This window comes from Micromonospora sp. NPDC049257, assembly GCF_040678915.1.
In the GTDB taxonomy this organism is placed as follows: Bacteria; Actinomycetota; Actinomycetes; order Mycobacteriales; family Micromonosporaceae; genus Micromonospora; species Micromonospora antibiotica.
The window spans coordinates 217,669-242,581 of record NZ_JBFAQU010000002.1 but is presented as its reverse complement, the minus strand read 5'-3'; the positions used below and the strand labels follow the sequence as shown (position 1 = coordinate 242,581).

Sequence of the window (24,913 nt, the reverse complement as noted above, 5' to 3'; positions counted from 1 at the left end):
CGGCCCGACCGGGCCGACCAACGTGACCGGGGAGGAGTGCCGTGCCGCTCTCGGAGCACGAGCAGCGGCTGTTCGAGCAGATCGAGCGGTCGCTTGCCGAGGACCCCAAATTCGCCTCGGCCGTGCGCGCCAGCGACCCGCGTTTCCATACGCGGCGTCGCCTGCTCGTCGCTGCCGGCGTGGTGGTCGTCGGCCTGGCCCTGTTGGTCTACGGCGCGGTGATCAAGACGCCGCCACTGGCAGTGGCGGGCTTCGTCGTCATGCTGGCCGCGTTGGGCTATGCGGTGCAGTCGCACCGGCGGGCGCAGTCACCGGACCTGCACGTGGTGGGCGGCACGACGAGTCGTCGTCGTCCGCGTGGCCGGGGCGGCCGTCGGCCGTCGCTGCTGGACCGCATGGAGGATCGGTGGCGGCAACGTCCGGAGGGACATCGCTGAACCCGGCCCACCCCTGAGGGTGGACGGGCGTCGCCGACGACGGTAGGTGCCGGACCTGTGGTCCGGCCACCTCCGTCATATCGCTATGCCCGCGCTCTGCTGCCAGCCAGGTTGCCCACCCGGGCCCGTCGGTGCCCCCACGCCGCCCGTCACCATCCCTGGCCCACTCCCGTGCGGCGACGTGGCGGTGTCCAGGACGGCTGACACGGCTGTATCGCCCCACGAGCGGCCCGCCCCGCCGGGGCGGGGTCAGGCGCGGCGGGTGGCGAGCAGGCGGCGCGGGTTCCAGCGCAGCAGCAGGCGACGGAGCCGGCCGGAAGCCGTCACCAGACGCGCCGACGTGTCGCCGAGCGAGGTACGCCAGCGCAGCAGCACCGAGGGGGGCAGCACGGCGGCGAGGAACCGGGTACGCCGGTCCGCCCGCGCGGCGAGACTGTCGCGTACCGTCCGCAACGCCGGGTGCAGCGGTTCGCCGGTGAGCGGGTCCCGGGCGTACCGGGCACGTTCCTCGGCGCGACCGAGCAGCCGTACCGCCGTGGCGGAGCCGGCGTCCTCACCGACCGCCTCCCGGGCCAGCCGCTCGGCGGTCGCCCGGGGCGTCTCCGTCCGGTCGATCCGCACCCGGTAGTCGACCAGGGTGTCGAGCAACTCGTCCCAGGCCGCGTGGGCGTCCGCCCGGGCCCGTTCGGCGTCCACGCCCAGCACCGTCATCGGGATGCTCCCGCCCGCCCCGTCGTCGGGGGCGGGCCCGGCCGCCACCGGGGTCGGCAGGTGGTGCCGTTGCCGGCGCAGCGCCCGCCGCCGCAGCGCCGGGACGGCCAACAGCGCCGCCACCGCGAGCAGCGCGCCCACCGTCCACCAGGGCCAGGTCGGGGCACGTTCGACGGGAGCGCCGGTGGTCGGGTCGAAACCAGCGTCGGTGTCCTTGTCGGCGGCCTCGTCCCGCTGCGGTCCCGTGGTGGCCCCCGGGTCCTGCGGGGCGGCCGGCGCGGCGGTGTCCGACGGCTCCGGGTCCGGGGCGTCGGAGTCCGGCGCCCACGCCGACCGGTTCGCCCCCTGGACGCCGTACGCCGGGGTGGCGTCGAACGGGACCCAACCGAACTGGTCGAAGTAGACCTCCGTCCAGGCGTGCAGGTTCCGGTTGGTCAACGTGTAGGTGTCCCCGTTGGCGCTGCTGCCGTTGGTGAAGCCGAACGCCACCCGGGCCGGGATGCCGGCCTCGCGTACCAGCCAGGCCAGCGCCGCCGCGTACTGCTGGCAGTAGCCGACCTTGTTGGTGAGGAAGTCGACGATCTCCTGGCCGCTGGTGCCGCCCTTGGTGCTCAGCGAGTAGCTGAAGCCGTTCTCCCGGGAGAAGTAGTCGTAGATCGCCCGGACCCGGTCGTAGTCGGTGGACTTCCCCTCCACCAGCCGGCTGACCAGCAGGCTGACCTCACGGACCTCCGGGGTGCGGGTCTGTTGCAGCCGGATCGGGTGCTCGGCCGGCAACGGGCGGGCCCGACGCAGCGCCGCCGGGGTGAACGTCGAGCGCACGTACTCGAACGAGTAGCGCTTGCTCCGGGAGTTGTCCCGGTTGGAGAAGACCACCCCGAGGTTCTGGTCGTACGACCAGTTGCCGTTGAGCCCGTCGAAGCTGACCGGGTCGGTGTAGAGCGGCACGAAGGGCATGCTCAGCGTGCGGTTGATCTCCACCGTCGCCCGGTAGGTCCGCTGCTCCACCCCCGGCCCGGTGCGACCCGACGGGTCGGGCAGCTCCCGGTTCACCGGGCGGCCGTTGGGCGGGCGTACCCGGAAACCGTCCGGGCGCAGCTCGTCGGCGACCCCGAAGCGCAGGTAGAACGGGTTCTGCTCGGTGGTGGTGACCTTGACCATGTCGGCCACCTCGGACTGGTTGAGCTGCCCGCTGAGCGACGCGAAGAGGTCGATCCGGCCTGGCCCGCCACCCTGCCCGGGGCGGCCGGTGCCGTTGCCGGTGCCGTTGCCGGCGGTGTTGAACTGGTCCAGCAGCCCACCGGTCATCCCCGGCACGGCCAACGGCAGCACCACGGCCAGCGCCACCCCGACCACCGCCAGCCGGCGACCGGCGGCGGCCAGCGGGGAGGACTCCCAGACGTCCACGTCGCGGCCCTCACCGGTGAACCGGCGGCCGAACCGGCGGACCCGGTCGACGTTGTCGGTCACCAGCAGCCAGAGGTAGCCGGCGGCGCCGACCACGAACGGCAGCGCGGGGACGCTGTCGACGTAGACCGCGACCGGCACCGAGTAGATGGCCAGCATCGGCAGTCCGGCCAGGGCCGGTCGCCGCAGCCCGACGGCGAGGACGTCGACCACCACCGCGACCGAGCCCACCCCGAGCACGCTGATGAACAGCAGCGGGGTGGTGTCGGGCACCTTCACCCCGTAGGAGCGCATGTCCTGCAAGGAGCCCTGCGCCAGCTCGCCGAAGTGGGCCAGCGTCGCCGGCGTGGGCAGGAAGGCGATCAGCTCGCCACCACCGGGGAAGAGCCAGGTCAGGGCGAGCAGCAGACCGGCGAGCATGCCCAGCACCTGACCCCACAGGGGGGCCCGGACCAGTCGGGTGAGTGCCGCCGCGCCGGCCACCACGGCGACCGCGATGGCGGACTGGATCAGCCAGGTCCACTGTTGGAAGATCGACGACAGTGGTGCCGCGGCGAGCAGGGTCGCCACCGCTGCCACGAAGCCGATGTTCCGGGACGCGATCACGACGTCACCCTTCCTGTCGTCGGACGGCTCACCGGACGGCCCCGGCGACCGTCTCGGCGAGGGCGGCACGCAGCGCGAAGCCCTGCGAACCGCGCCCGGCCTGCGGCCAGAGCACCGGCAGTTGGCCGTCGTGGTTGACCCCGATGACCCGCCAGCCGCCCTGCAACAGGGCCAACGCGGCGGCGGCGTGGGTCTGCTCGGCCTCGAACCGGGCCCGTTCCGGCAGGCTGAGCCAGGTGGAGCTGTTGAGCACGAAGCCGACGCACGTCGCGCCGCTGCCGCGCAGCCCGCTCAGCAGCTCCGCCTCACTGGTGGTCAGTGAGCCGAACAAGGCGATGATCAGGCCCCCGTCGGCGCGTTGCCGGACCCGCTGCACCAGGGTCGCCACGTCACCACGCTGGTCGAGCCGGACGTCGGCGAGCTGGTCGAGGAGCAGGCCGTCCCCGGTGGCCTCGGTGGCGTCCACGTCCACCCCGTCCCCGGTGACCAGGCGCAGCTTGTAACCGGCCTGCCGCAGGTGCGAGGCGATGCTGGCGGCGGCGGAGACCGACCACTCGAAACTGGCCGTGGGACCGTCGCCCCGGTGACCGTGCGCCCGGGTGTCCAACAGCACCGTGGCCCGGCTCTCCCAGGGCTGTTCCTCCCGGCGCACCATCAGCTCACCGGTGCGGGCCGTCGACTTCCAGTGCACCCGGCGCAGATCGTCGCCCCTGCGGTACTCCCGGGTGGCGGCGTCGTCCTCGCCGTGCACCGCCACCGACCGGGCCCGGCTGTCGCCGCTGCCGGCGTACTCGCCGGGTAGGCGTACCGAGGGCAGCGGGGTGACCTGCGGGATCACGGTCAGCTGCTCGGTGCTGGGGAAGGCCCGGCTCAGCTCGCACAGCCCGAACGGGTCGGTCATCCGGACCACCAGCGGGCCCACCTCGTAGCGGCCGCGTACGTCGGCGCGGACCGTGTACGCCACCGAGCTGGCCTGGTGCGCGCCGAGCCGTTCCAGCACCACCCGGGGCCGGCTGCCCAGCGCGTAGGGCAGCCGGTCCTCCAGCAGCAGGGTGCCGGTGGGTAGCCGGGACATGTTCTGCAACCGCAGCACCACCCGGGAGCTGGCCCCGACCGGCACCCGGTGCGGGTCCAGCGAGCGGTTGCAGGCCAGTTTGTAGCGGGTCCGGCCGACGTACAGCGCGGCGAGCAGCGGCAGGACGCCGAGCAGCACCGCCACCCGGAGCAGGTCCCGTTCGCCGAGGATGCCGGCGGAGATCGCCGCGGCGATCGCCGCCGCCAGGAACGACCGGCCCCGGGTGGTCAGGCCACGCAGCCCGGCACGCACGTCACGGCCTCCGCGGCTCGAATGGCGGGCGGCCGTTGCCGGCGGCGGGGCGGGGGGTGTCGTACCCGGTGGGACGCTTGCGGTCCGCCGGCAGGGCCAGCCGGTGCACCAGCTCGGCGACGATCGCGTCGGTGGTGCGGCGGGCCAGCTGGGCGTCGGCGGTGGGGATGATCCGGTGGGCCAGCACCGGCACCGCGAGCGCCTGGAGGTCGTCGGGCAGCACGTAGTCGCGGCCCTCCAGGGCGGCCACCGCGCGGGCGGTGCGCAACAGTTGCAGGGTGGCCCGGGGGGACGCGCCCAGCCGCAGGTCGGGGGCCTCCCGGGTGGCGGTGACCAGGTCGACGGCGTACTGCTTGACGGCGTCGGCGACGTGCACGTTGCGGACGGTGGCGATCAGGCGGCGGACCGTGTCGGCGTCGGAGACGGGCCGCAGCTCCTGGAGCGGGTCGGCCGCGCCGTGCCCGTCCAGCATGGCCAGTTCGGCCTCCGGGCCCGGGTAGCCCATCGCGATGCGGGCGGTGAACCGGTCCCGCTGCGCCTCGGGGAGGGGGTACGTCCCCTCCATCTCGATCGGGTTCTGGGTGGCGATCACCATGAACGGGGTCTGCAGCTGGTAGGTCACCCCGTCGACGGTGACCTGACGCTCCTCCATGCACTCCAGCAGGGCGGACTGCGTCTTGGGGGAGGCCCGGTTGATCTCGTCGCCGACCACCAGGTTGGCGAAGACCGCGCCGGGGCGGAACTCGAAGTCGTGCGTCTCCTGGTTGTAGACGCTGACCCCGGTGACGTCGCTGGGCAGCAGGTCGGGGGTGAACTGGATGCGCCGCACCGAGCAGTCGATGGACCGGGCGAGCGCCTTGGCCAGTTTGGTCTTGCCGACTCCTGGGACGTCCTCGATCAGCAGGTGACCCTCGGCGAGTAGGACGGCCAGGGCGAGCCGCACGGTGGCTGTCTTGCCCTCGATGACCTGCTCGATGTTGGCCACCACGGCCTCGCTGGCGGCGCGGAACTCGTCGTGCGGCAGTACGCCGCCCACCTCGTCCCAGGTCTGTTGTGTCACGGGCCTTCTCCTCGTCGCGACGGCAGCTCGGTAAAGAGCACCTGGACCCGTCGTTCGGTTCGCAACGGGAAGCCTCGTCTGCCGCAGGAATCGCACTGGTCTCTCAGGCTAACCATGTTTACGGTGAACGCCGAACCCTGCCGGAAGTCGGCCGGTCACACAGCGGATATTCGTCAGGTCGGGGGACCCGACGCGGCCGGGTGCTCACGGAAGGTGACCGTCGGGGCGGGTGCGGTCCCCGGCCTGCGGCTGCCAGGGGGTAGACTGCGGGACATGAGCGCAGTCTCCCTGCTTCTTACCGGGCCGTGCTGATGCGCTGACGCGCGACAGCACGGCGGCCCCTCCTGTGCGAGGGGCTTTTTCGTGCCCGCGGCAGGGTCCTGCGGGCCCGACGCTCCCCAGATCCGACACGACCGCGCCGGTCCCGCCCGAGGGCACCGGTCCCCGATGATCGCGTCAGTGCGACACGACCGCGATGACCGCGCCAAGGAGTAGGTATGAGTGAGGCAGCCGCACCTGCGGGCGACATCCCCCCGTTCCGGTACACCGCGGCCATGGCCGACGAGATCGAGCGTCGGTGGCAGGACACCTGGGAGCGGGAGGGGACCTTCCACGCACCGAACCCGACCGGTCCGCTGGCCGACCCCGGGCACCCGCGGGCGGGCGCGGAGAAGCTGTACGTGCTGGACATGTTCCCGTACCCGTCCGGGGCGGGGCTGCACGTCGGCCACCCGCTGGGCTACATCGGCACCGACTGCTTCGCCCGCTACCAGCGGATGGCCGGGCGCAACGTGCTGCACGCGATGGGCTTCGACGCGTTCGGCCTGCCCGCCGAGCAGTACGCGGTGCAGACCGGCACCCACCCCCGCACGACCACCGTGGCCAACATCGAGCGGTACAAGGCGCAGCTGCGCCGGCTGGGGCTGGCCCACGACGACCGGCGCTCGGTGGCCACCATCGACACCGACTTCTACCGGTGGACCCAGTGGATCTTCCTGCAGGTCTTCAACTCCTGGTACGACGCCGACGCCCGCAGGGCCCGGCCGATCGCCGAGCTGACCGCCGCGTTCGCCGCCGGTGACCGGCCCACCCCCGACGGTCGGGCCTGGGCCGAGCTGAGCCCGGCCGAGCAGCGGCGGATCGTCGACGACCACCGGCTGGCGTACGTCTCGCAGGCGCCGGTGAACTGGTGCCCGGGGCTGGGCACCGTGCTGGCCAACGAGGAGGTCACCGCCGACGGCCGTTCCGACCGGGGCAACTTCCCCGTCTTCAAGCGCAACCTGAAGCAGTGGATGATGCGGATCACCGCGTACGGTGACCGGCTGCTGGACGACCTGGACACCCTGGACTGGCCCGAGTCGATCAAGCTGCAGCAGCGCAACTGGATCGGCCGTTCCACCGGCGCGCACATCGACTTCGCCACCGGGACCACCGATTCCGGCGAAGCCCGCATCAGAGTGTTCACCACCCGGCCGGACACCATCTTCGGGGCCACCTACCTGGTGCTGGCCCCCGAGCACGAGCTGGTCGACGCGCTGACGCCGGCCGCCTGGCCGGCCGGGACCCGGGACGCCTGGACCGGTGGGCACGCCGGCCCCCGGGAGGCCGTCGAGGCGTACCGGAAGGCGGCGGCGGCCAAGACCGACGTGGAGCGGCAGGCCGACACCAAGGAGAAGACCGGCGTCTTCGTCGGCGCGTACGCCACCCACCCGGTCACCGGTGGGCAGATCCCGATCTTCATCGCCGACTACGTGCTGGCCGGCTACGGCACCGGCGCGATCATGGCGGTACCCGCCCAGGACGAGCGGGACTGGGCCTTCGCCGAGGTGTTCGAGCTGCCGATCGTGCGGACCGTGCAGCCGGTCGACGGGTTCGACGGGAAGGCGTACACCGGGGACGGGCCGGCGATCAACAGCGCCGCGCCCGAGCGCGGCCTGGACCTGAACGGGCTGGGGGTGGCCGACGCCAAGGCGGCGACCATCGCCTGGCTGGAGGCCAACGGCCACGGTGTCGGCGCGGTCACCTGGCGGCTGCGGGACTGGCTGTTCTCCCGGCAGCGCTACTGGGGCGAGCCGTTCCCGATCGTCTACGACGCCACCGGCGCGGCGATCGCGCTGCCCGAGGAGATGCTGCCGGTCGAGCTGCCCGAGGTGGACGACTTCTCCCCGAAGACGTTCGACCCGGATGACGCCGACAGCAACCCGGAGACCCCGCTGTCGCGGCGGCGCGACTGGGTCGAGGTGGAGCTGGACCTGGGCGATGGGCCCCAGCGGTACACCCGGGAGACCAACGTGATGCCGCAGTGGGCCGGCTCCTGCTGGTACGAGCTGCGCTACCTGGACCCGACCAACTCCGGGCGGTTCGTCGACCCGGAGAACGAGGCGTACTGGATGGGCCCGCGCGCCGAGGGTGACTGCGGGGGCACCGACCTGTACGTCGGGGGTGCCGAGCACGCCGTGCTGCACCTGCTGTACGCCCGGTTCTGGCACAAGGTGCTGTACGACCTGGGGCACGTGTCGTCGTTCGAGCCGTTCCGCAAGCTGTTCAACCAGGGCATGATCCAGGCGTACGCCTTCCGCGACTCCCGGGGCACCCCGGTGCCGGCCGAGGAGGTCGTCGAGGTCGACGGCCGCTGGATGCACGGCGAGCAGGAGGTGACCCGCGAGTACGGCAAGATGGGCAAGTCGCTGCGCAACGTGGTCACCCCGGACGACATGTGCGCGGCCTACGGCGCGGACACCTTCCGGGTGTACGAGATGTCGATGGGCCCGCTGGAGGTGTCCCGCCCGTGGGAGACCCGGGCGGTGGTCGGGTCGTACCGGTTCCTGCAACGGGTGTGGCGGGCCGTGGTCGACGAGCAGACCGGCACGCTGCGGGTCACCGACGCGCCCGCCGACACCGAGACCCGCCGGCTGCTGCACCGGGTGATCGACGGGGTCCGGACCGACATGGAGGGCATCCGGTTCAACACCGCGATCGCCAAGCTGATCGAGCTGACCAACGCGGTGACCCGGCTGGAACAGACCCCCCGTGAGGTGGCCGAGCCGCTGGTGCTGATGCTGGCCCCGTTCGCCCCGCACGTCGCCGAGGAGCTGTGGCGGATGCTGGGCCACGACACCTCCCTGGCGTACGCGGACTTCCCGACCGCCGACCCGGCGCTGCTGGTCGCCGAGACGGTCACCTACCCGGTGCAGGTCAACGGCAAGGTCCGGGGCCGGGTCGAGGTGCCCGCCGACGCGCCGCAGGAGGTCGTCCGGGCGGCGGCCCTGGAGGCGGTCGCGTCCGCGCTGGCCGGCAAGGAACCCCGCAAGGTCATCGTGGTGCCGGGCCGGCTGGTCTCGGTCGTCGCCTGAGCTGTCGGGAAGGGCCCCTCGTCGACGCTTCACGCGGCGCGAGGGGCCCGTCCCACCGGCCCGCCCCCGTGCTGCTGCCGGACCGGGGCGGGTCAGGGTTCGCGGCGGTGGACGACCAGCGCGGCCACCAGGGTGGCGACGACCGGCCAGACGGCGAGGGCCACCCAGGAACCCGGGATCGTGGCGAGATGCTCGTTGAACTGGATGTAGGGGTTCGCGACGAGCCGTTCCCAGGCCGGCACCGGCAGGGCGTTGTGGATCGCGGCCGTCCACCGGTTCTCCAGGTCGAAGGCCAGCGGCAGCAGGAGCAGCAGCCCCGTGGTCGCGACGATCGCCGGGGCGGTGTGCCGCAGCAACGCGCCGAAGCCCAGGCCGATGAGCGCGCAGACCGGCAGCAGCAGCGCCGAGGCGACGACCGCCCGCAACGCCCCGGGGTCGCCGAGCGACGCGCCGGCCCCCCGGTCGGCGAGGATGGCCTGCGACAGCCCGAACGACACAGCTGCGGTCAGCACCCCGACGGCCAGCATGACCGTCGCCAACACCAGCACCTTGGCGGCGGCCACGGCGGATCGGGCCGGTACGGCGGCGAACGTCGTACGGATCTGGCCGCTGGCGTACTCACCGGCGATCGCCACCGCGCCGACCGCCCCGGCGGCGAGGATGACGAACAGCCAACCCTCCTCGGGGAAGGCGTCGTGGATCGGGTCGAACGCGGCCTGCCGCTCCGCCGAGTAGCCCGGCCAGTTGTGGTGGTCGGCCAGCGCCGCCCGCACGCTGAACAGCACGGCCGACACCGCGATCAGCGCCAGCGACCCGTAGGTGGACCGCAGCGAGAACAGCTTGAGCCACTCGGCGGCGAGCAGGTCACGGAAGCGGGCGGCGGGCTCGACGGCCCGGCGCCCGGCGCCCCGGGTGGCCTCGGTCGGGGCGGTCACCGGTGTTCTCCCGCCCGGTAGTCGACGCGGTCGGCGGTGAGGTTCATGAACGCTTCCTCCAACGAGGTGGACCGGGTGATCAACTCGTGCACCGGGATGCCCCGGCTGAAGGCCAGGTCGCCGAGCGCCGTCGGGCTCAGGCCGGTCACCGTGAGCGCCCCGTCCGGGGCCGTCCCGACGTCCGCGCCCGCCTCGCGCACCGCGACGGTCAGCGCCGTCGGGTCCGGCGTACGGACCACGACCTGCGCCCGGACGCTGCGGGCGGCGAACTCGGCCAGGCTCTCGTCGGCGATCAACTCGCCCCGGCCGATCACCACCAGGTGCTGGGCGGTCTGTTCCATCTCGCTCATCAGATGGCTGGAGACGAGGACGGTCCGGCCCTCGGCGGCGAGCCGCCGGAACAGTTCGCGCACCCAGCGCACCCCTGCCGGGTCGAGCCCGTTGAACGGCTCGTCGAACAGCAGCGTCGGCGGATCGCCGAGCAGCGCGGCGGCGATACCGAGTCGTTGCTTCATGCCGAGCGAGAAGCCACCGATCCGGCGTCCGGCGACGCCGCTCAGGCCCACCTCGCCCAGCACCTCGTCGACCCGCGACCGGCCGATGGCGTTGCTGGCGGCGAGCGCCCGCAGGTGCGACCGGGCACTCCGCCCGCCGTGCACGTCGCCCGCGTCGAGCAGCGCGCCGACGTGCCGTAACCCGCGCCGACGCGCGGCGAACGGCTGCCCGTCCACCAGGGCACTGCCGCTGGTCGGGCGGTGCAGGCCGAGCAGCAACCGGAGGGTGGTGGACTTGCCGGCGCCGTTGGGCCCGAGGAATCCGGTCACGTGTCCGGGTCGGACGGTGAGGGTGAGCCGGTCGACGGCCGTGGTCCGGCCGTACCGCTTGGTGAGGTCACGTATCTCGATCACGGCTTCGACGTTGCCGGACGGTGGCCGAGCGGGCGTCGTACCGCCGGCCACTTCGGGCACTGTGGGACGGGCCCGGGGGCGTACGCCCGCCGGCTGATGACCACCCGGCCGCCCGCTGGCTACGGTGTGCCCATGCGTGCCGTCGCCGCCCGTCCGTACCCTGTCGCCCACCGGGTGCGGACGGTCCTCATCTGGGCCGGGGTGGGCCTGTTCCCGGTCGTGGTGCTGTTCGCGTCGACCGTCGGCACGGGTGGTCCACTCCTGCCGGTCCCCACCCCCGACGGGAGCGTGCCGGGGATTCCGCTGCGCTACCTCGCGCCGGCGCTGGTGGTGCTGCTGCCCGCCGCGCTGCTGGGACGTCGTCCGCTGCTCGCGTTGGGGCTGGCCCTCGTCGGGGCCTGCACGGTGACCGTGGCGACGAACGCCTGGGAGAACGGCTACCTGTCCGCCGTCTGGTACCTGCAGTTCCTCGTCATCGATGCGATGGTGGGGCTGGTCGCGGCACGCTTCCCGGGCCGGATCGCGGTCCCCGCCGCCGCCGTGGTGCTCGTGCTGCAGGTCACGGCGGGTTTCGTCAACTCGGCCACCGGCCCGGTCGACCGGGCGGCCAGTTCGGTGCTGCTGGTGGTCGCCGCCGTGGTGGCCGGCGGCGCGGCGCGGGCCCGCCGCCGGCACGCCGAGGAGTCACGTGCGCACGCCGCCGTCGAGGCGGTCACCGCGGAGCGGCTGCGGATCGCCCGGGAAGTGCACGACATGGTGGCGCACAGCATCGGCGTCATCGCCATCCAGGCGGGTGTCGGAGCCCGGGTCATCGACACCCAGCCGGGGGAGGCCCGGGCCGCACTCGCCGCCATCGAGCAGACCAGCCGGGACACGCTGGCCGGGCTGCGGCGTACCGTCGGCGCGCTGCGTCACCCGCAGCAGGCGGCGGCGTCGCTGGACCCGCCGCCCGGTCTGGCGGACCTGGACCGGCTGGTCGACGTCGCCGCCGACGCGGGGGTCCGGGTGGCGGTACGCCGGGAGGGCCCGCCCCGACAGCTGCCCGGGGAGGTCGACCTCGCCGCCTACCGGATCGTGCAGGAGGCGCTGACGAACGTCGTCCGGCACGCCGACGTCGACCGGTGTCAGGTCACCCTCGGCTACCTGCCGGACGGGCTCCGCGTCGAGGTGGTCGACGCGGGCCGGGGCGCTCCGCCCGGCGGTGCGGGTGCGGGGCACGGGATCGTCGGCATGCGGGAACGGGTGACGCTGCTCGGGGGCCGGTTCGCCGCCGGGTCGCGCCCGGAGGGCGGCTTCCGGGTCGCCGCCCGCCTGCCGGCCGACGGCGGACGGGCCAGCGTCGAGATGCCCGCCGGGGCCGACGGGTGAGCATCCGGGTCCTGCTCGTCGACGACCAGCCGCTGGTCCGCGCCGGTCTGCGGGTGCTGATCGCCGACGCACCCGACATCGAGGTGGTCGGTGAGGCCGGCACCGGCACGGAGGCGGTCCGGCTGGCCCGGGACGTGGTGCCCGACGTGGTGCTGATGGACCTGCGGATGCCCGGGACCGACGGCATCACCGCCACCCGGGCGATCACCGCGGCCGGCGGCCCGCCCCGGGTGCTGGTGCTGACCACGTTCGACGACGACGCGCACGTGCACGGCGCACTGCGTGCCGGGGCGAGCGGATTCCTGGTCAAGGACATGGCCCTGGACGACATCCTCGGCGCGGTCCGGGTGGTCGCCGCCGGTGACGCCCTCATCGCACCGGCGGTGACCCGCCGGCTGATCGCCGAATTCGCCCGCCGCCCCGACCGGGCCGCCCACCCGCGCCCCCTGCCCGGGGTGACCGAGCGGGAACGCGAGGTGCTGACCCTGGTCGGTCGAGGGCTGTCCAACACGGAGATCGCCGCGCACCTGTTCATCAGCGCGGCCACCGCCAAGGCCCACGTGGCCCGGCTGTTCACCAAGCTCGGCGCACGGGACCGGGTGCACCTGGTCATCGCCGCCTACGAGGCCGGGCTGGTCAACCCCGCGCACCCGGACGACCGTGACGCGTAACGGGGTCCCTGACCCACCGGGGCGACGGCACGCCACCGGCCGGCCCGTTCGGCGTCAGCGCCGGTCCCCGACTCCGGTCGGGGGTCAGCCCGGGTCGAGCCGGCGGCGGCGCTCCGCCCGCCACCACTGGTACGCCAGCACCGCGCTGGCGATCAGCCCGAGGCTGGCCGGGGCGGCGGCGTACCAGTTGATGCTGCCGGGGGAGCTGGCCGCCGCGCCGATGGCGGCGTAGCCGAAGGCGGTCGGGGCGGAGGCCAGCACGCTGCCGACCAGGAACGGCAGCACCCGCGCCCCGGTGGTGCCGTAGCCGTAGCTGACCAGGCCGAACCCGGCGATCGGCAGCATCCGTACGGTGATCACGCCCAGCACGCTCTGCCGGGCGAACCAGCCGTCGAGCCGGGCCAGCCGGCCGCGTACCCGCTCGGCGACGAACTCCCGCCCCAGCACCCGGCCGACGGCGAAGCCGAGCGCGGCGGCCAGCAGCGCCGCGCCGAGCGCGTACGCCGCCCCCTCCACGGCACCGAAGACGGCCCCCGCCACGAGCGTGACGAAGGTCCGGGGGACGAGCGCCACCAGCAGCAACGCCCCGACGACGATCCCGACGACCGGGGCGTACCCGCCGAGGGTGTCGGCCAGCCGGGGCAGCTCGCCGACGTCCGGCCGGGGTGCCACCAGCAGCACCGCCGCGAACCCGACGAGCATGACCAGCAGCAGGGCGAACCGCCGGGCGGACGGCTGACCGAGCGACCGCCGGGCGGCGGCGACCGCGGCCGCCCGACGGTGGGTCATGTCCGGGCGGCGGAGGCCACCGCGGCGCGGCGTTCGGAGCGGAGCCGGTCGGCCCAGGTGTCGTCCAGCGGGGGGAGCTGGTGCGCGCCGGTGGCCCAGCGCAGCAGCAGGTCGGCCAGGGCCGGGTTACGGGCCAGTGCCGGCCCGTGCGAGTAGGTGCCCAGCAGGCTGCCCCGCCAGGCCCCCTCGGTGACGCCGTCGTTGCCGACCCCGGCGCTGACCCGGGCCAGTGGCGACACACCGGGGCCGAGGTGGGTCCGGCCGCCGTGGTTCTCGAACCCGGACAGCGCCGGCACCCCCAGCCTCGGGTCGATCTCGCCGGCCAGCTCGCCGACCGCCCGGGTGGGACCCCGGTCGGAGGAGAGGTCGAGCAGCTCCAGCCCGGCGCACTTGGTGCCCTTGGCGAAGAAGGAGGTGCCGAGCAGTTGGTAGCCGGCGCAGACGCCGAAGACCACCGACCCCTGGGCGACGGCCCGGTGCAGGCCACCGTCGGCGAGCAGGCGCTGCGCGCCGAGTGCCTGCGGGCCGTCCTCGCCGCCGCCGATCAGGTAGATGTCGGCGGTGGCGGGCAGCCGCTGGTCGGAGCGGACCTCCAGCACCTCGACCGGCATCCCGCGCTGCTGCGCCCGGCGGGCCAGGATCAGCAGGTTGCCCCGGTCGCCGTAGGTGGAGAGCAGGTCGGGGTAGATCCAGACGATACGCAGGCTCTCAGTTGACACGGTCCAACTCCGCTCGGATGTCCTGGAAGGCGGTGTAGTTCGCGATGACCTCCAGCCGGCCCGGCGGCACCGCCCGGACCGCCTCGCCGAACGCCCGGACGTGCTGGAACGGCACCCCGTTGACGTCGAGCCGGACCGCCAGGTCGTACGCCCGGTCGCCGGTGATGAGCACCTGCCGGCCGCGCAGCGGGGCGAAGTCGACGTCGAACAGCCAGGAGGTGTCCAGCCCGTCGGGGTCGCGGGCGTTGATGGACAGCAGGGTCGGCGCCTCGTCGGCCATGTCGAACGCCTCCAGCCAGCTGGCCGGGTTCTTCGCCAGCAGCAGCCGGATGTTGCGGCCGTCCCGGTCGACCTGGGCGTACCGGCCGGCGACCGAGCTGACCGTGTGCAGCCGGGAGACCGCGTCGACGGGGCGTACCCCGAACTCGGCGGCGACGGCGAGGGCGGTGGCCGCGTTGCCGAGGTTGACCTTGCCGGGGAGCTGGAGGGTCACCTTGTGCCAGGCCCCGGTGGGGTCGAGCACACCGTCGTCCTCCACCGTCCACTGGGCGTCCGGGCGGCGCAGCGGGCAGCCGGTGCACCACCACTGCTCGCCGGAGCGCTGGATGGTGGAGCCGCACTCCGGGCAGACCCAGGAGTCGTCGTGCCAGCGCTGGCCGGCGCTGAACCAGGTGACGTGCGGCGGGCGGACGCCCCGGGCGGGGTCGGCCGGCGGGGTCGCCGCCCAGACCACCATCGGGTCGTCGGCGTTGGCCACCACCCGCACGTCGGTGTGCCGGATCAGGGCGGCCCGCCAGAGCTGCGCCATCATGGCCACCTCCTTGGCCCGGTCGAGCTGGTCGCGGGAGAGGTTGAGCAGGGCCACCACGTGCGGTTCGGTGGCCTCCAGCACCTGCGCGAGGTAGTGCTCGTCGACCTCCAGCACCGCGTACGGGGTGCTGCCGGCCTTGGCCAGCGCCGAGGTGTGCCCGGTGGGCATGTTGGCGCCGAAGGAGTTGGTGGCGACCCGGCCGAGCACGCCGACGGCGGCGGCGCTGAGCCGGGTGGTGGTGGTCTTGCCGTTGGTGCCGGAGATCAGCGCGATGGCGCGACCGGCCGAGAGGTGGGCCAGCAGGTCCGGGTCGATCTTCAGCCCGATCCACCCGCCGATCACCGAGCCGTCGCCCCGGCCGGCGGCGCGCGACAGCGCCGCGGCGGTCCTCGACACGGAGCTGGCCACCTTCGCCCGCAGGGGCATCTTCGCGTCTGTCACGCGAGCGAGGTTACCGGACCTCCGCGCCCGCCAGATCGCCGCCGACGGCGAACCGTTCGGTCGGGGTGGGCCGGGCGTCCGGTCGGTGAGCGCTCCACCGGACGGAGTCGATCAATGTCGGGTAGCGGACGCGGCGCGGGGGCGGCTCGGCCCTCCACTTCGCTCCACCGGCTCTGACGTGCGGTTTTATCCCCGTCGGCGACGCGCCGGGCGGGCGATTCTGGTTGCAGGTGGAGGGAAGTGGAGTAGAGTGGGGCGCATTGGTGAGGCCGGGAGGGCCCACCGGCCCAGGGGGTCAGCGGCGCCGCGAACGCCGCTCAGGGCGAGGGGGTTGGGCCGATGTTCCTCGGCACCCACACTCCGCGCCTGGACGAAAAGGGTCGGTTGATCCTTCCGGCCAAGTTCCGGGACGAACTGGCGGGGGGTGTCGTGATCACCAAAGGACAGGATCGCTGTCTCTACGTCTTCCCCACGCCCGAGTTCCAGCGGATCGCCGAGCAGTTGCGCGCGCAGCCGATGACGAACAAGGCGGCCCGGGCCTACAGCCGGGTCTTCTTCGCCAGCGCGCACGACGAGGTCCCCGACAAGCAGGGCCGGGTCACCATCCCGGCCCACCTACGGTCCTATGCCGCGCTCGACCGGGATCTGGTGGTGATCGGGGCGTCCACCCGGGTGGAGATCTGGGACCGGGCGGCCTGGGAGAGCTACCTCGCCGACAGCGAAGACGACTTCGCCGACATCGAGGAGGGGGTGCTGCCCGGCGGTCTGTAGGGCGTGGCGACGCCCGACGTACTGCGAGATCTCCAGCCGCTTTCGAGTTCCTGGCGCCCCTTCCCCGGTGCCAGGGGCACGATCTCCACCCCGGGTCGGTGACCCGGAGCCGGAGCGGGAGCGGATGGGGATCTGGCGGTACGACGGTACGGCGTCGTCCGACGAGCAGAGCGCGACACGACGAGACTTATTCCACAGTGGGGGTCGACATGGGGGAGCTGCGCGGCACGCACGTGCCGGTGCTGCTCGAGCGGTGCCTCGAGCTGCTGGCCCCCGCGCTGGACCGGGGCGGCCGTACGGTCCACGTCGATGCCACGCTGGGTCTGGCCGGGCACGCCGAGGCGGTGCTGCAACGGCACCCGCACACGGTGCTGATCGGTCTGGACCGGGACACCGAGGCCCTGGCGCACGCCCGGGTCCGGCTGGCCCGGTTCGCCGACCGGATCCACCTGGAGCACGCCGTCTACGACGAGCTGCCCGAGGTGGTGGCGCGGTTGGGCTATCCGGGCATCGACTCGGTGCTGTTCGACCTGGGCGTCTCCTCACTGCAACTCGACGCGCCCGACCGCGGGTTCGCCTACGCCCAGGACGCGCCCCTGGACATGCGGATGGACCAGACCGGGGGGGTGACCGCCGAGGAGGTGGTCAACAGCTACTCCCACCCGGACTTGGCCCGGGTGTTGCGGGTCTACGGCGAGGAGAAGTTCGCCGGCCGGATCGCCTCGGCGATCCTGCGGGAGCGGGAGCGGGGCCGGATCACCTCGTCGGCCCGGTTGGCCGAGCTGGTCAGGGAGAGCATTCCGGCACCAGCGCGACGAACCGGGGGACACCCGGCCAAGAGAACGTTTCAGGCTTTACGGATCGAGGTAAACAGGGAACTGGTGGTGCTGGAGACGGCGCTGCCGGCTGCCCTCGACACGCTCAACGTGGGCGGTCGCATGGTGGTCCTGTCCTACCACTCGTTGGAGGACCGGCTCACCAAGCAGGCGCTCGCCGACCGGGTCCGCAGTAAGGGCCCGGTCGACCTCCCGGTGGAACTACCCGGGTCGGGTCCGACGTTCCGGCTGCTCAGCCGGGGTGCCGAACTCGCCGGGGAGGCCGAGGTCACCGCGAACCCGCGGGCCGCATCCGTGCGGTTGCGGGCGGCGGAGCGACTCGACCCGACCACCGGGCAGCAGGGGCGGACCGACCGCGAACGGTCCCGCCGACGGGTCAGGGCGATGCACCAACCGGGCACGGGGTCGACGCCGGGTTCCACAGTGGACGACGGGGCGACGTCGGGGGACGGCAGGACGGACGAACAGGGGGAGGGGACATGAACGTCAACAAGCGTGACGACCGCGACGCGGTCGTCGGGCAGCGCGCACCGCGGTCGGGGGGCCGGACCACGGCGCAGCGCACGACCCGTACCACGATGCCGGCGGACCTCGCCGGTCGAGCGGGGGAGGCTCGCCGGGGGGCGCGCGAGTTCCCCACCCAGGGCAGCGCCGCGCTGCGGCCGGCCGAGCAGCCGGCCACCCGGACCACCGGCACCGGTTCACCCCGGCTGCGGGTGGCGCCGCCGCCGCCGGTCCGGGTGCCCCGGGCGCCGTTCGCGGCACTGATCGTGGTGCTGGTGGTCGGTGGGGTGCTGGGCATCCTCGCCGTCAACACCAAGATCAACGAGAACGCGTTCCGGCTCCAGCAGCTCCAGCAGCAGCAGGCCCGCCTCGACGTCGACCAGCAGCAGCTGGAGAAGCAGATCGAGGAGGCCAAGGAGCCGGGCAACCTGACCGCCGAGGCCCGCAAGCTGGGCCTGGTGGAGGCCGGCGAACCGGCGTACATCCGGCTGCCGGACGGTCGGCTGATCGGCGTGCCGCAGCCGGCCGACGGACAGCCGGCGATCACCAGCCAGCAGGGCAACGGGGGGTAACACCCGTGCCACCCAGATCCGACGAACCGCGCCGGGACGCCACGGGCTCCCGGCGCGGATCGGTTCGTGGTGGGACCGCCCGGGGCGGCGAGCCACGCCCGCCGGAGCCCCGCACACCAGAACCACGGACCCCGCAGTCGCGCACCGGCGAACCCCCGGCCGCCGGACCCCGGGCCGGTGAGTCCCGGGGACAGGGCCGGGCCGGGGACGCCCGCACCGGGCAGCCCCGCGCCGGGGACGGCGGGGGGATCTCCGACGCGCGGGCGTACACCCCCCGGGGGCGGACCATCCGGGAGAGCAGCGACGAACGGGGCGGGCAACGGCGTACCCCCCGGGCCGGACGCTCCGGCGACCCGTTCCGGCCCGCCCTCCAGGTGCTCGACGGCGGCCGGGCCGCCGCCAACCGGGCCGGCCGCCGGGAGGCCGCCCCGACCGGGCGCACCGGCGTCATCCGGACCGTGCCGGCCACGGCCGCCCCCGACGACGACGAGTTCGCCGATCCGCCCGCGCCGCGCCGCCGCCCCGGCCGCACCACCCCGCGCCGCACCGACGCACCCGGCCGGGGTGCCCCCCGCCGGACCGAGGCACCCCGGCGCACCGACCGGCCCGCCGGCCGGCGACCGGTCCGCAAGCCGCGTCGCCCGCCGAAGCTGGCCGAACCGCGACGCCGGCTGCGGCTGGGCACCGCGCTCGTGCTGGCGGTCTTCGCCGTGATCGGTATCCGGCTGGTCGTCCTGCAGGCCGTGGACACCCCGGCGTACGCCGGCGGTGGCGTCGGCAACCGGCTCAGCCGGGTCGAACTGCCGGCCCCGCGCGGGTCGATCGAGGACCGCAACGGCGCCCCGCTGGCCCGCAGCGTCGAGGCGCGGTACGTCTTCGTCGACCCCACCCTGGTCAAGGACCGGACGGAGACCGCGAAGCTGCTCTCCCCGCTGCTCGGCATTCCCGTCTCCGAGCTGGCCGAGAAGATGAAGCGCCAGGGCGGGCTCCAGTTCCGTTATCTGGCCCGGGGCGTCGACATCGCCCAGGCCAAGCAGATCGAGGCGCTCGAACTGGCCGGCATCGGCACCCACCGTGACGAGCGTCGCGAGGTGCCCGGCGGTGACCTGGCCGCCAACCTGGTCGGCTTCACCAGCCCGGACATGGACGGCCTGGAGGGGCTGGAGGCCCGCTACGACGACGTGCTGCGCGGGCAGGACGGCCGGTGGGTCTACGAGGCCGGCGCGGGCGACCTGGACGCGCCCATCCCCGGCGGCTACAGCCAGACCACCGCCCCCAGGCCGGGCAGCTCGCTGGTGCTCACCACCGACCGGGACCTCCAGTTCCAGGTGCAGCAGATCCTCAGCCGGCAGATGGCGCAGACCCGGGGCGCGATCGGCGCGGCCGTGGTGCTCGACGTCAAGACCGGTGAGGTGCTGGCCCAGGCGAGCAACCCGACCTACAACGCGGCGTCACCGGATCAGAGCCGGCCCACCGACCGGGAGGACGCGGCCACCAGTTTCGTGGTCGACCCGGGTTCGGTGCACAAGGCGATCACCTACGGCGCGGCGTTGCAGGAGGGCGTCATCACCCCCGACAGCGCCTGGCCGGTCGCCAACACCATCACCCGGGGCGGGGTGACCTTCCGCGACACCCACCCGGCCGAGGGCAAGAAGTTGAGCGTGGCCGGGATGCTCGCCTACTCGTCCAACGTCGGCACCATCGAGATCGGCGACCGGCTCGGCCCGGACCGGCTGATCGACTACCAGAAGCGGTTCGGGTTGGGGCAGCCCACCGGCGAGGGGATGCCCGGCGAGGCGTCCGGGCGGCTGCTCCCGGCCGACCAGTGGAGCGGCTCGTCCTACGGCTCGGTGCCGATCGGGCACAGCGTCGACGCGACCCCGCTGCAGATGGCCGCCGCGTACGCCACGATCGCCAACGACGGCACCTACGTCCAGCCGCACCTGATCAAGGAGGTGGTCGGGGCGGACGGCAAACGCACCCCGGCCGCCGCCCCGGTCACCCGTTCGGTGCTGAGCCCGAGCAACGCCGCCGCGCTGCGTACCCTGCTGGAGGCGGTCACCACCGTCGACGGCGCGACCGGCCTGGCCGCCGCGGTGCCCGGCTACCGGATCGCCGGCAAGACCGGCACCGGGCTGCGCTACATCAACGGCAAGCAGCAACCCGGCGAGGTCGGCTCGTTCATCGGGATGGCCCCCGCCGAAGCACCCCGGTACGTGGTGGCGGTCTTCGTGTGGAACCCCGAGGGCGGTGGCGGCGCGGTCGTCGCCCCGGCGTTCCGCGAGATGATGGGCTTCACGCTGCGTCACTACCGGGTCCCGCCGTCGCGCGGGAAGTCTCCCAACTTCGAGGTCTTTCCGCGCTGACCGGGAACGGCGGGACATCATCGGTGAGTGCCGACGAACCACCGGGGCGGCTGTGCGGCCGGAACCGGACGACCGGGTAGGGTCTGACGCCGTGCCCGGCAATCCACGCCCCCGTACCGTGCCCGGAGTCCGGCTCGGCGACCTCGCCGACCGGCTCGCCGTGACGCCGCCGGCCGACGCCGCCGCGCTGGTCGTGACCGGGGTGACCCACGCCAGCCAGGAGGTCCGCCCCGGCGACCTGTACGCCGCGCTGCCCGGTGCCCGTCGGCACGGCGCGGAGTTCGCCGCCGCCGCCGCCACGGCCGGCGCGGTGGCCGTGCTGACCGACCCGTCCGGTGCGGCGGCGGCCGGCGCGACCGGGCTGCCCGTGCTGGTGACGCCCGACCCCCGGGCGGTGCTGGGTGAGCTGGCCGCCGCGGTCTACGGCGACCCGACCGACGGGCTGACCGTGATCGGGGTGACCGGCACCGCCGGCAAGACCTCCACCGCCTACCTGATCGAGTCGGGGCTGCGCGCCGCCGGTCACGTCACCGGCCTGATCGGCACGGTGGAGACCCGGTTGGGTGACCTGGTGATCGACAGCGTCCGGACCACCCCGGAAGCCACCGACCTGCACGCGCTGCTCGCCGCCGCGCGGGAGCGCGGGGTGACCGCGGTGGTCATGGAGGTGTCCAGTCACGCGCTGGCGATGGGCCGGGTCGGCGGGGTCCGGTTCACCGTCGGCGGCTACACCAACTTCGGCTCCGACCACCTCGACTTCCACGCCGACTCGGCCGACTACTTCGCCGCCAAGGCGAAACTGTTCGACGGGCGCTGCCGGGTCGAGGTGCTCAACCACGACGACCCGGCCCTGCGTCCGCTGTTCCGCCCGGCCACGGTCAGCTACTCGGCGGCCGGCGACCCGACCGCCACCTGGTGGGCCGACCGGGTCGGCGGCGAGGGCTACGCCCAGCGGTTCACCGCCCACGGCCCGGACGACCTGGCCCTGCCCGCCGGGGTGGCGCTGCCCGGCCGGCACAACGTGGCCAACGCGCTGCTCGCCGTCGCCTGCCTGGTCGCCGCCGGGGTCGACCCGGCGACCGCCGTCGCCGGGGTGGCCGCCTGCGGCGGGGTGCCCGGCCGGCTGGAACTGGTCAGCGGGGACGCGCCGGTGCGCGGCGTGGTCGACTACGCGCACAAGACCGACGCCGTGGTGGCGGCCCTGGCCGCGTTGCGCGACACCGGCACCGGCCGGTTGATCTGCGTCATCGGCGCCGGTGGTGACCGGGACCGGGGCAAGCGGCCGGTGATGGGTGCCGCCGCCGCCCGGGGTGCCGACGTGGTGCTGGTGACCGACGACAACCCGCGCACCGAGGACCCGGCGACGATCCGGGCCGAGGTGCTGGCCGGGGCGTACGCCGCCGACGCCGCCGCCCGGATCGTCGAGGTGCCGGGCCGACGGGAGGCGATCGCCGAGGCGGTGCGGCTGGCCGCACCGGGCGACGTGGTGGCGCTGCTCGGCAAGGGACACGAACGCGGTCAGGAGATCGCCGGCGAGGTGCACCCGTTCGACGACCGCACCGAGCTGGCGCAGGCGCTGCGCGTCCGCTTCGGCGACCTGGCGGGTCGCCGGTGATCCCGCTGAGCCTGGCCGAGGTCGCCACGGCGGTCGGTGGCCGGCTGCACGCCGCCGACCCGGCCACCGTGGTCACCGGTCCGGTCGAGTTCGACTCCCGCAAGGTCGCCGCCGGGGCGCTCTTCGTCGCCTTCCCCGGCGAGCGGGTCGACGGGCACGACTACGCCGCCGGTGCGGTCGCCGCCGGTGCGGTGGCGGTGCTCGGCACCCGGGAGCTGCCCGGGGTGCCGATGGTGCTGGTGGACGACGCGCTGGCCGCGCTGGGCCGGCTGGCCCGCACGGTGGTGGACCGGCTGCCCGGGCTCACCGTGATCGGGCTGACCGGTTCCTCGGGCAAGACCACCACCAAGGACCTGATCGCGCAGCTCGCCGTGCGGCTCGGCCCGACGGTCGCCCCGCCCGGGTCGTTCAACAACGAGCTGGGGCACCCGTACACCGCGTTGCAGGCCACCGCGCAGACCCGGTACCTGGTGATGGAGAAGGGCGCCCGGGGCGTCGGACACGTCCGCTACCTCTGTGACGTGGTGCCGCCGCAGGTCTCGGTGGTGCTCAACGTCGGGGTGGCGCACCTGGGCGAGTTCGGTTCGGTGGAGAACATCGCCCTGGCCAAGGGGGAGCTGGTGGAGGCGCTGCCGGCCGACGGGCTGGCCGTGCTCAACGCCGACGACCCGCTGGTCGCCGCGATGGCGTCCCGCACCGCCGCCCGGGTGGTCCGCTACGGCGAGTCCGCCGACGCCGACGTCCGCGCGGTCGACGTCACCCTGGACGAGCGGGGCCGGCCGGCGTACACCCTGGTCACCCCGGAGGGGACGGCCCCGGTGCGGCTCGGCCTGACCGGCCGGCACCAGGTCTCCAACTCGCTCGCCGCGGCGGCGGTGGCCCGCGAGCTGGGCATGCCGCTGGCCGAGCTGGCGGCGGCCCTGGGCGACCTGGGGCTGGTCTCCAGCCGCCGGATGGACGTCTTCACCCGTCCCGACGGGGTGACCGTGATCGACGACTCGTACAACGCCAACCCGGCCTCGATGGCGGTGGCGCTGCGGGCGCTGGCCGGGATGCACCGGGGTGGGCGGACGTTCGCCGCGCTGGGCTACATGGCCGAGCTGGGCGCGTACGAGGACGAGGGGCACCGGGAGGTCGGCCGGCTCGCGGCCGAACTCGGTGTCGACCGGCTGCTCGTGGTGGGTGAGCCGGCCGCGCCGATCCACGAGGGCGCGACAGCGGTAAGTGACTGGGGAGGAGAGTCGGTGCTGCTCACCGATCAGGCGGCGGCCGTCGAGGTGCTGCGCAGCGAGCTACGACCGGGCGACGTCGTCCTGGTGAAGGGCTCCCGGTACCGCACCTGGGAGGTCGTCGACGCCCTGCGGGCCGACGCCCAGGCTGACGGGGCCGGCGCGGGGGGTGCCGCGTGAGGGCGGTCATCGTCGCCATCGGCGTGGCGTTCCTGGTGTCGCTGCTGGCCACCCCGCTGGCGATCAAGGTGTTCGCCCGGCTCAAGGCCGGCCAGCCGATCCGATCGAACCTCGGGCTGGCCAGCAACGAGGGCAAGAAGGGCACGCCGACGATGGGCGGCGTGGTGTTCATCCTGGCCACGGTCATCGCCTACGTCGCCGGCCACCTCGCCCTGACCACCCTGCCGGACGCGCAGATCGCCCAGGTCGAGCCGACCATCACCGCCCTGGTGCTGCTGGGGCTGATGGTCTTCTCCGGCGCGGTCGGCTTCATCGACGACTTCCTCAAGGTGCGCAAGCGGCACAGCGGCGGGCTCAACAAGCGCGGCAAGCTGTTCGGGCAGATCCTGGTCGGCGCGGTCTTCGGGGTGGTCGCGCTGTACTTCCCGAGCAGCATGACCGACGCCAGTGGCGCGACGACCAACACCGAGACCGTGGGCAGCACCACGCTGAGCTTCATCCGGGACATCCCGGCCCTGGAGATCGGCAAGGTCGCCTCGGTGATCGTGATCATCATGGTGGTGATGGCGGCGACCAACGGGGTCAACCTCACCGACGGGCTGGACGGGCTGGCCACCGGCGCCTCGGTGATGGTGCTGGCCGCGTACGCGCTGATCGCGTTCTGGCAGTACCGGCACTGGTGCGCCGACCCGACGTACACCGCCAACCCGGACAACTACTGCTACGCCGTCCGGGACCCGTTGGAGATCGCGCTGATCGCCGGGGCGGCGGCCGGGGCGTGCGTGGGCTTCCTGTGGTGGAACACCTCGCCGGCCCGGATCTTCATGGGCGACACCGGCGCGCTGGGCCTGGGCGGGCTGATCGCCGGGATGGCGATGTCCACCCGTACCGTGCTGCTGCTGCCGATCCTCGGCGGGCTGTTCGTGATCATCACGATGTCCGTGGTGATCCAGATCATCTCGTTCCGGACCACCGGCAAGCGGGTGTTCCGGATGTCCCCGCTGCAGCACCACTTCGAGTTGGCCGGCTGGAGCGAGGTCAACATCGTGGTCCGGTTCTGGATCATCGCGGGCATCGGGGTGGCCATCGCGCTGGGCCTGTTCTACAGCGACTTCCTCGCCAGCATGGGCTGATCGCGTTCCGGGCCGGTACCTGCCCCGCGCGCCGGTTCCGTCCGCGCCGGGACGCCACCGGACCACCGGCGGACGGGGGTTCCTCCTACCGGAGGGGCCCCCTTCGCGCATTTCGACACGCCGACCGGGGGGAACGGCCGGAACCGGCCGCCCGCAGCGGCGAT

Annotated in this window: 19 protein-coding genes; 11 read left to right on the top strand and 8 right to left on the bottom strand. The window is 73.8% G+C overall.

The genetic code is table 11. The features are described 5' to 3' along the window. Nucleotides 1-41: 41 nt before the first annotated feature. Complete coding sequence (locus AB0K25_RS05025; RefSeq protein WP_067301847.1) at nt 42-437, top strand: DUF3040 domain-containing protein; 396 nt, start codon at nt 42-44, stop codon at nt 435-437. Nucleotides 438-686: 249 nt separating this feature from the next. Here AB0K25_RS05025 and AB0K25_RS05020 read toward each other — a convergent pair whose 3' ends face one another. From AB0K25_RS05020 to AB0K25_RS05010, 3 genes are read right to left on the bottom strand one after another with little or no spacing between them, the layout of a single operon-like run. Next, nucleotides 687-3,161, bottom strand: a complete 2,475-nt coding sequence (locus AB0K25_RS05020) for a DUF3488 and transglutaminase-like domain-containing protein (RefSeq protein WP_363818510.1) — start codon at nt 3,159-3,161, stop codon at nt 687-689. Between the two features lie 28 nt (nt 3,162-3,189). Beyond that, nucleotides 3,190-4,488 (bottom strand): DUF58 domain-containing protein, encoded by a 1,299-nt coding sequence (locus AB0K25_RS05015; RefSeq protein ID WP_357535305.1) that lies wholly within the window; start codon nt 4,486-4,488, stop codon nt 3,190-3,192. Nucleotide 4,489: 1 nt separating this feature from the next. Further along, the gene (locus AB0K25_RS05010) at nt 4,490-5,548 is read right to left on the bottom strand and encodes a MoxR family ATPase (RefSeq protein WP_091237553.1); all 1,059 of its coding nucleotides are present in this window, start codon (nt 5,546-5,548) and stop codon (nt 4,490-4,492) included. Nucleotides 5,549-6,045: 497 nt separating this feature from the next. On the opposite strand from AB0K25_RS05010, the gene leuS reads away from it, so the two are divergent. After that, entirely contained in the window at nt 6,046-8,901 is a 2,856-nt protein-coding gene (leuS, locus tag AB0K25_RS05005; RefSeq protein ID WP_363818505.1) for a leucine--tRNA ligase, read from the top strand. Between the two features lie 92 nt (nt 8,902-8,993). On the opposite strand, the gene AB0K25_RS05000 is transcribed toward leuS, so the two are convergent. Both AB0K25_RS05000 and AB0K25_RS04995 read right to left on the bottom strand, forming a co-directional pair. Further along, nucleotides 8,994-9,836, bottom strand: coding sequence for a hypothetical protein (locus tag AB0K25_RS05000; RefSeq protein ID WP_363818501.1), 843 nt, complete (start codon nt 9,834-9,836; stop codon nt 8,994-8,996). Continuing rightward, complete coding sequence (locus AB0K25_RS04995; protein ID WP_219463955.1) at nt 9,833-10,744, bottom strand: ATP-binding cassette domain-containing protein; 912 nt, start codon at nt 10,742-10,744, stop codon at nt 9,833-9,835. The genes AB0K25_RS05000 and AB0K25_RS04995 overlap by 4 nt, the downstream gene beginning before the upstream one ends. A 132-nt stretch (nt 10,745-10,876) precedes the next feature. Between AB0K25_RS04995 and AB0K25_RS04990 the strand changes: the two genes are divergently transcribed. Both AB0K25_RS04990 and AB0K25_RS04985 read left to right on the top strand, forming a co-directional pair. Then, the gene (locus tag AB0K25_RS04990; RefSeq protein ID WP_363818498.1) at nt 10,877-12,112 is read left to right on the top strand and encodes a histidine kinase; all 1,236 of its coding nucleotides are present in this window, start codon (nt 10,877-10,879) and stop codon (nt 12,110-12,112) included. Then, complete coding sequence (locus AB0K25_RS04985) at nt 12,109-12,783, top strand: response regulator transcription factor (protein ID WP_363818495.1); 675 nt, start codon at nt 12,109-12,111, stop codon at nt 12,781-12,783. Before AB0K25_RS04990 ends, AB0K25_RS04985 begins: the two co-directional genes overlap by 4 nt. An 84-nt stretch (nt 12,784-12,867) precedes the next feature. Here AB0K25_RS04985 and AB0K25_RS04980 read toward each other — a convergent pair whose 3' ends face one another. The 3 genes from AB0K25_RS04980 to AB0K25_RS04970 are packed head-to-tail and all read right to left on the bottom strand — an operon-like array spanning nt 12,868 to nt 15,528. Continuing rightward, nucleotides 12,868-13,572 (bottom strand): VTT domain-containing protein, encoded by a 705-nt coding sequence (locus tag AB0K25_RS04980; protein WP_363818492.1) that lies wholly within the window; start codon nt 13,570-13,572, stop codon nt 12,868-12,870. Continuing rightward, entirely contained in the window at nt 13,569-14,291 is a 723-nt protein-coding gene (locus tag AB0K25_RS04975) for a glutamine amidotransferase (RefSeq protein ID WP_208569737.1), read from the bottom strand. The genes AB0K25_RS04980 and AB0K25_RS04975 overlap by 4 nt, the downstream gene beginning before the upstream one ends. Next, on the bottom strand, nt 14,281-15,528 hold the full coding sequence (locus AB0K25_RS04970) for a MurT ligase domain-containing protein (RefSeq protein WP_208569768.1): 1,248 nt from the start codon (nt 15,526-15,528) through the stop codon (nt 14,281-14,283). Before AB0K25_RS04970 ends, AB0K25_RS04975 begins: the two co-directional genes overlap by 11 nt. 354 nt (nt 15,529-15,882) lie before the next feature. Here AB0K25_RS04970 and mraZ point away from each other — a divergent pair, with 354 nt between their 5' ends. The 7 genes from mraZ to mraY all read left to right on the top strand — a co-directional run bounded on the left by mraZ (nt 15,883) and on the right by mraY (nt 24,749). After that, nucleotides 15,883-16,314, top strand: coding sequence for a division/cell wall cluster transcriptional repressor MraZ (gene mraZ / locus AB0K25_RS04965; RefSeq protein WP_208569736.1), 432 nt, complete (start codon nt 15,883-15,885; stop codon nt 16,312-16,314). A gap of 209 nt (nt 16,315-16,523) precedes the next feature. After that, nucleotides 16,524-17,633, top strand: coding sequence for a 16S rRNA (cytosine(1402)-N(4))-methyltransferase RsmH (gene rsmH / locus AB0K25_RS04960; protein ID WP_219470227.1), 1,110 nt, complete (start codon nt 16,524-16,526; stop codon nt 17,631-17,633). Then, nucleotides 17,630-18,226, top strand: a complete 597-nt coding sequence (locus AB0K25_RS04955) for a hypothetical protein (protein ID WP_219463939.1) — start codon at nt 17,630-17,632, stop codon at nt 18,224-18,226. Before rsmH ends, AB0K25_RS04955 begins: the two co-directional genes overlap by 4 nt. A 5-nt stretch (nt 18,227-18,231) precedes the next feature. After that, nucleotides 18,232-20,592: a penicillin-binding transpeptidase domain-containing protein gene (locus AB0K25_RS04950; RefSeq protein WP_363818487.1), complete on the top strand. Its 2,361-nt coding sequence runs from the start codon at nt 18,232-18,234 to the stop codon at nt 20,590-20,592. Between the two features lie 52 nt (nt 20,593-20,644). Further along, the gene (locus tag AB0K25_RS04945; RefSeq protein ID WP_219463937.1) at nt 20,645-22,207 is read left to right on the top strand and encodes a UDP-N-acetylmuramoyl-L-alanyl-D-glutamate--2,6-diaminopimelate ligase; all 1,563 of its coding nucleotides are present in this window, start codon (nt 20,645-20,647) and stop codon (nt 22,205-22,207) included. Continuing rightward, nucleotides 22,204-23,616 (top strand): UDP-N-acetylmuramoyl-tripeptide--D-alanyl-D-alanine ligase, encoded by a 1,413-nt coding sequence (gene murF, locus AB0K25_RS04940; RefSeq protein WP_357536975.1) that lies wholly within the window; start codon nt 22,204-22,206, stop codon nt 23,614-23,616. The genes AB0K25_RS04945 and murF overlap by 4 nt, the downstream gene beginning before the upstream one ends. Then, entirely contained in the window at nt 23,613-24,749 is a 1,137-nt protein-coding gene (mraY, locus tag AB0K25_RS04935; protein ID WP_208569731.1) for a phospho-N-acetylmuramoyl-pentapeptide-transferase, read from the top strand. Before murF ends, mraY begins: the two co-directional genes overlap by 4 nt. Nucleotides 24,750-24,913: the final 164 nt, after the last annotated feature.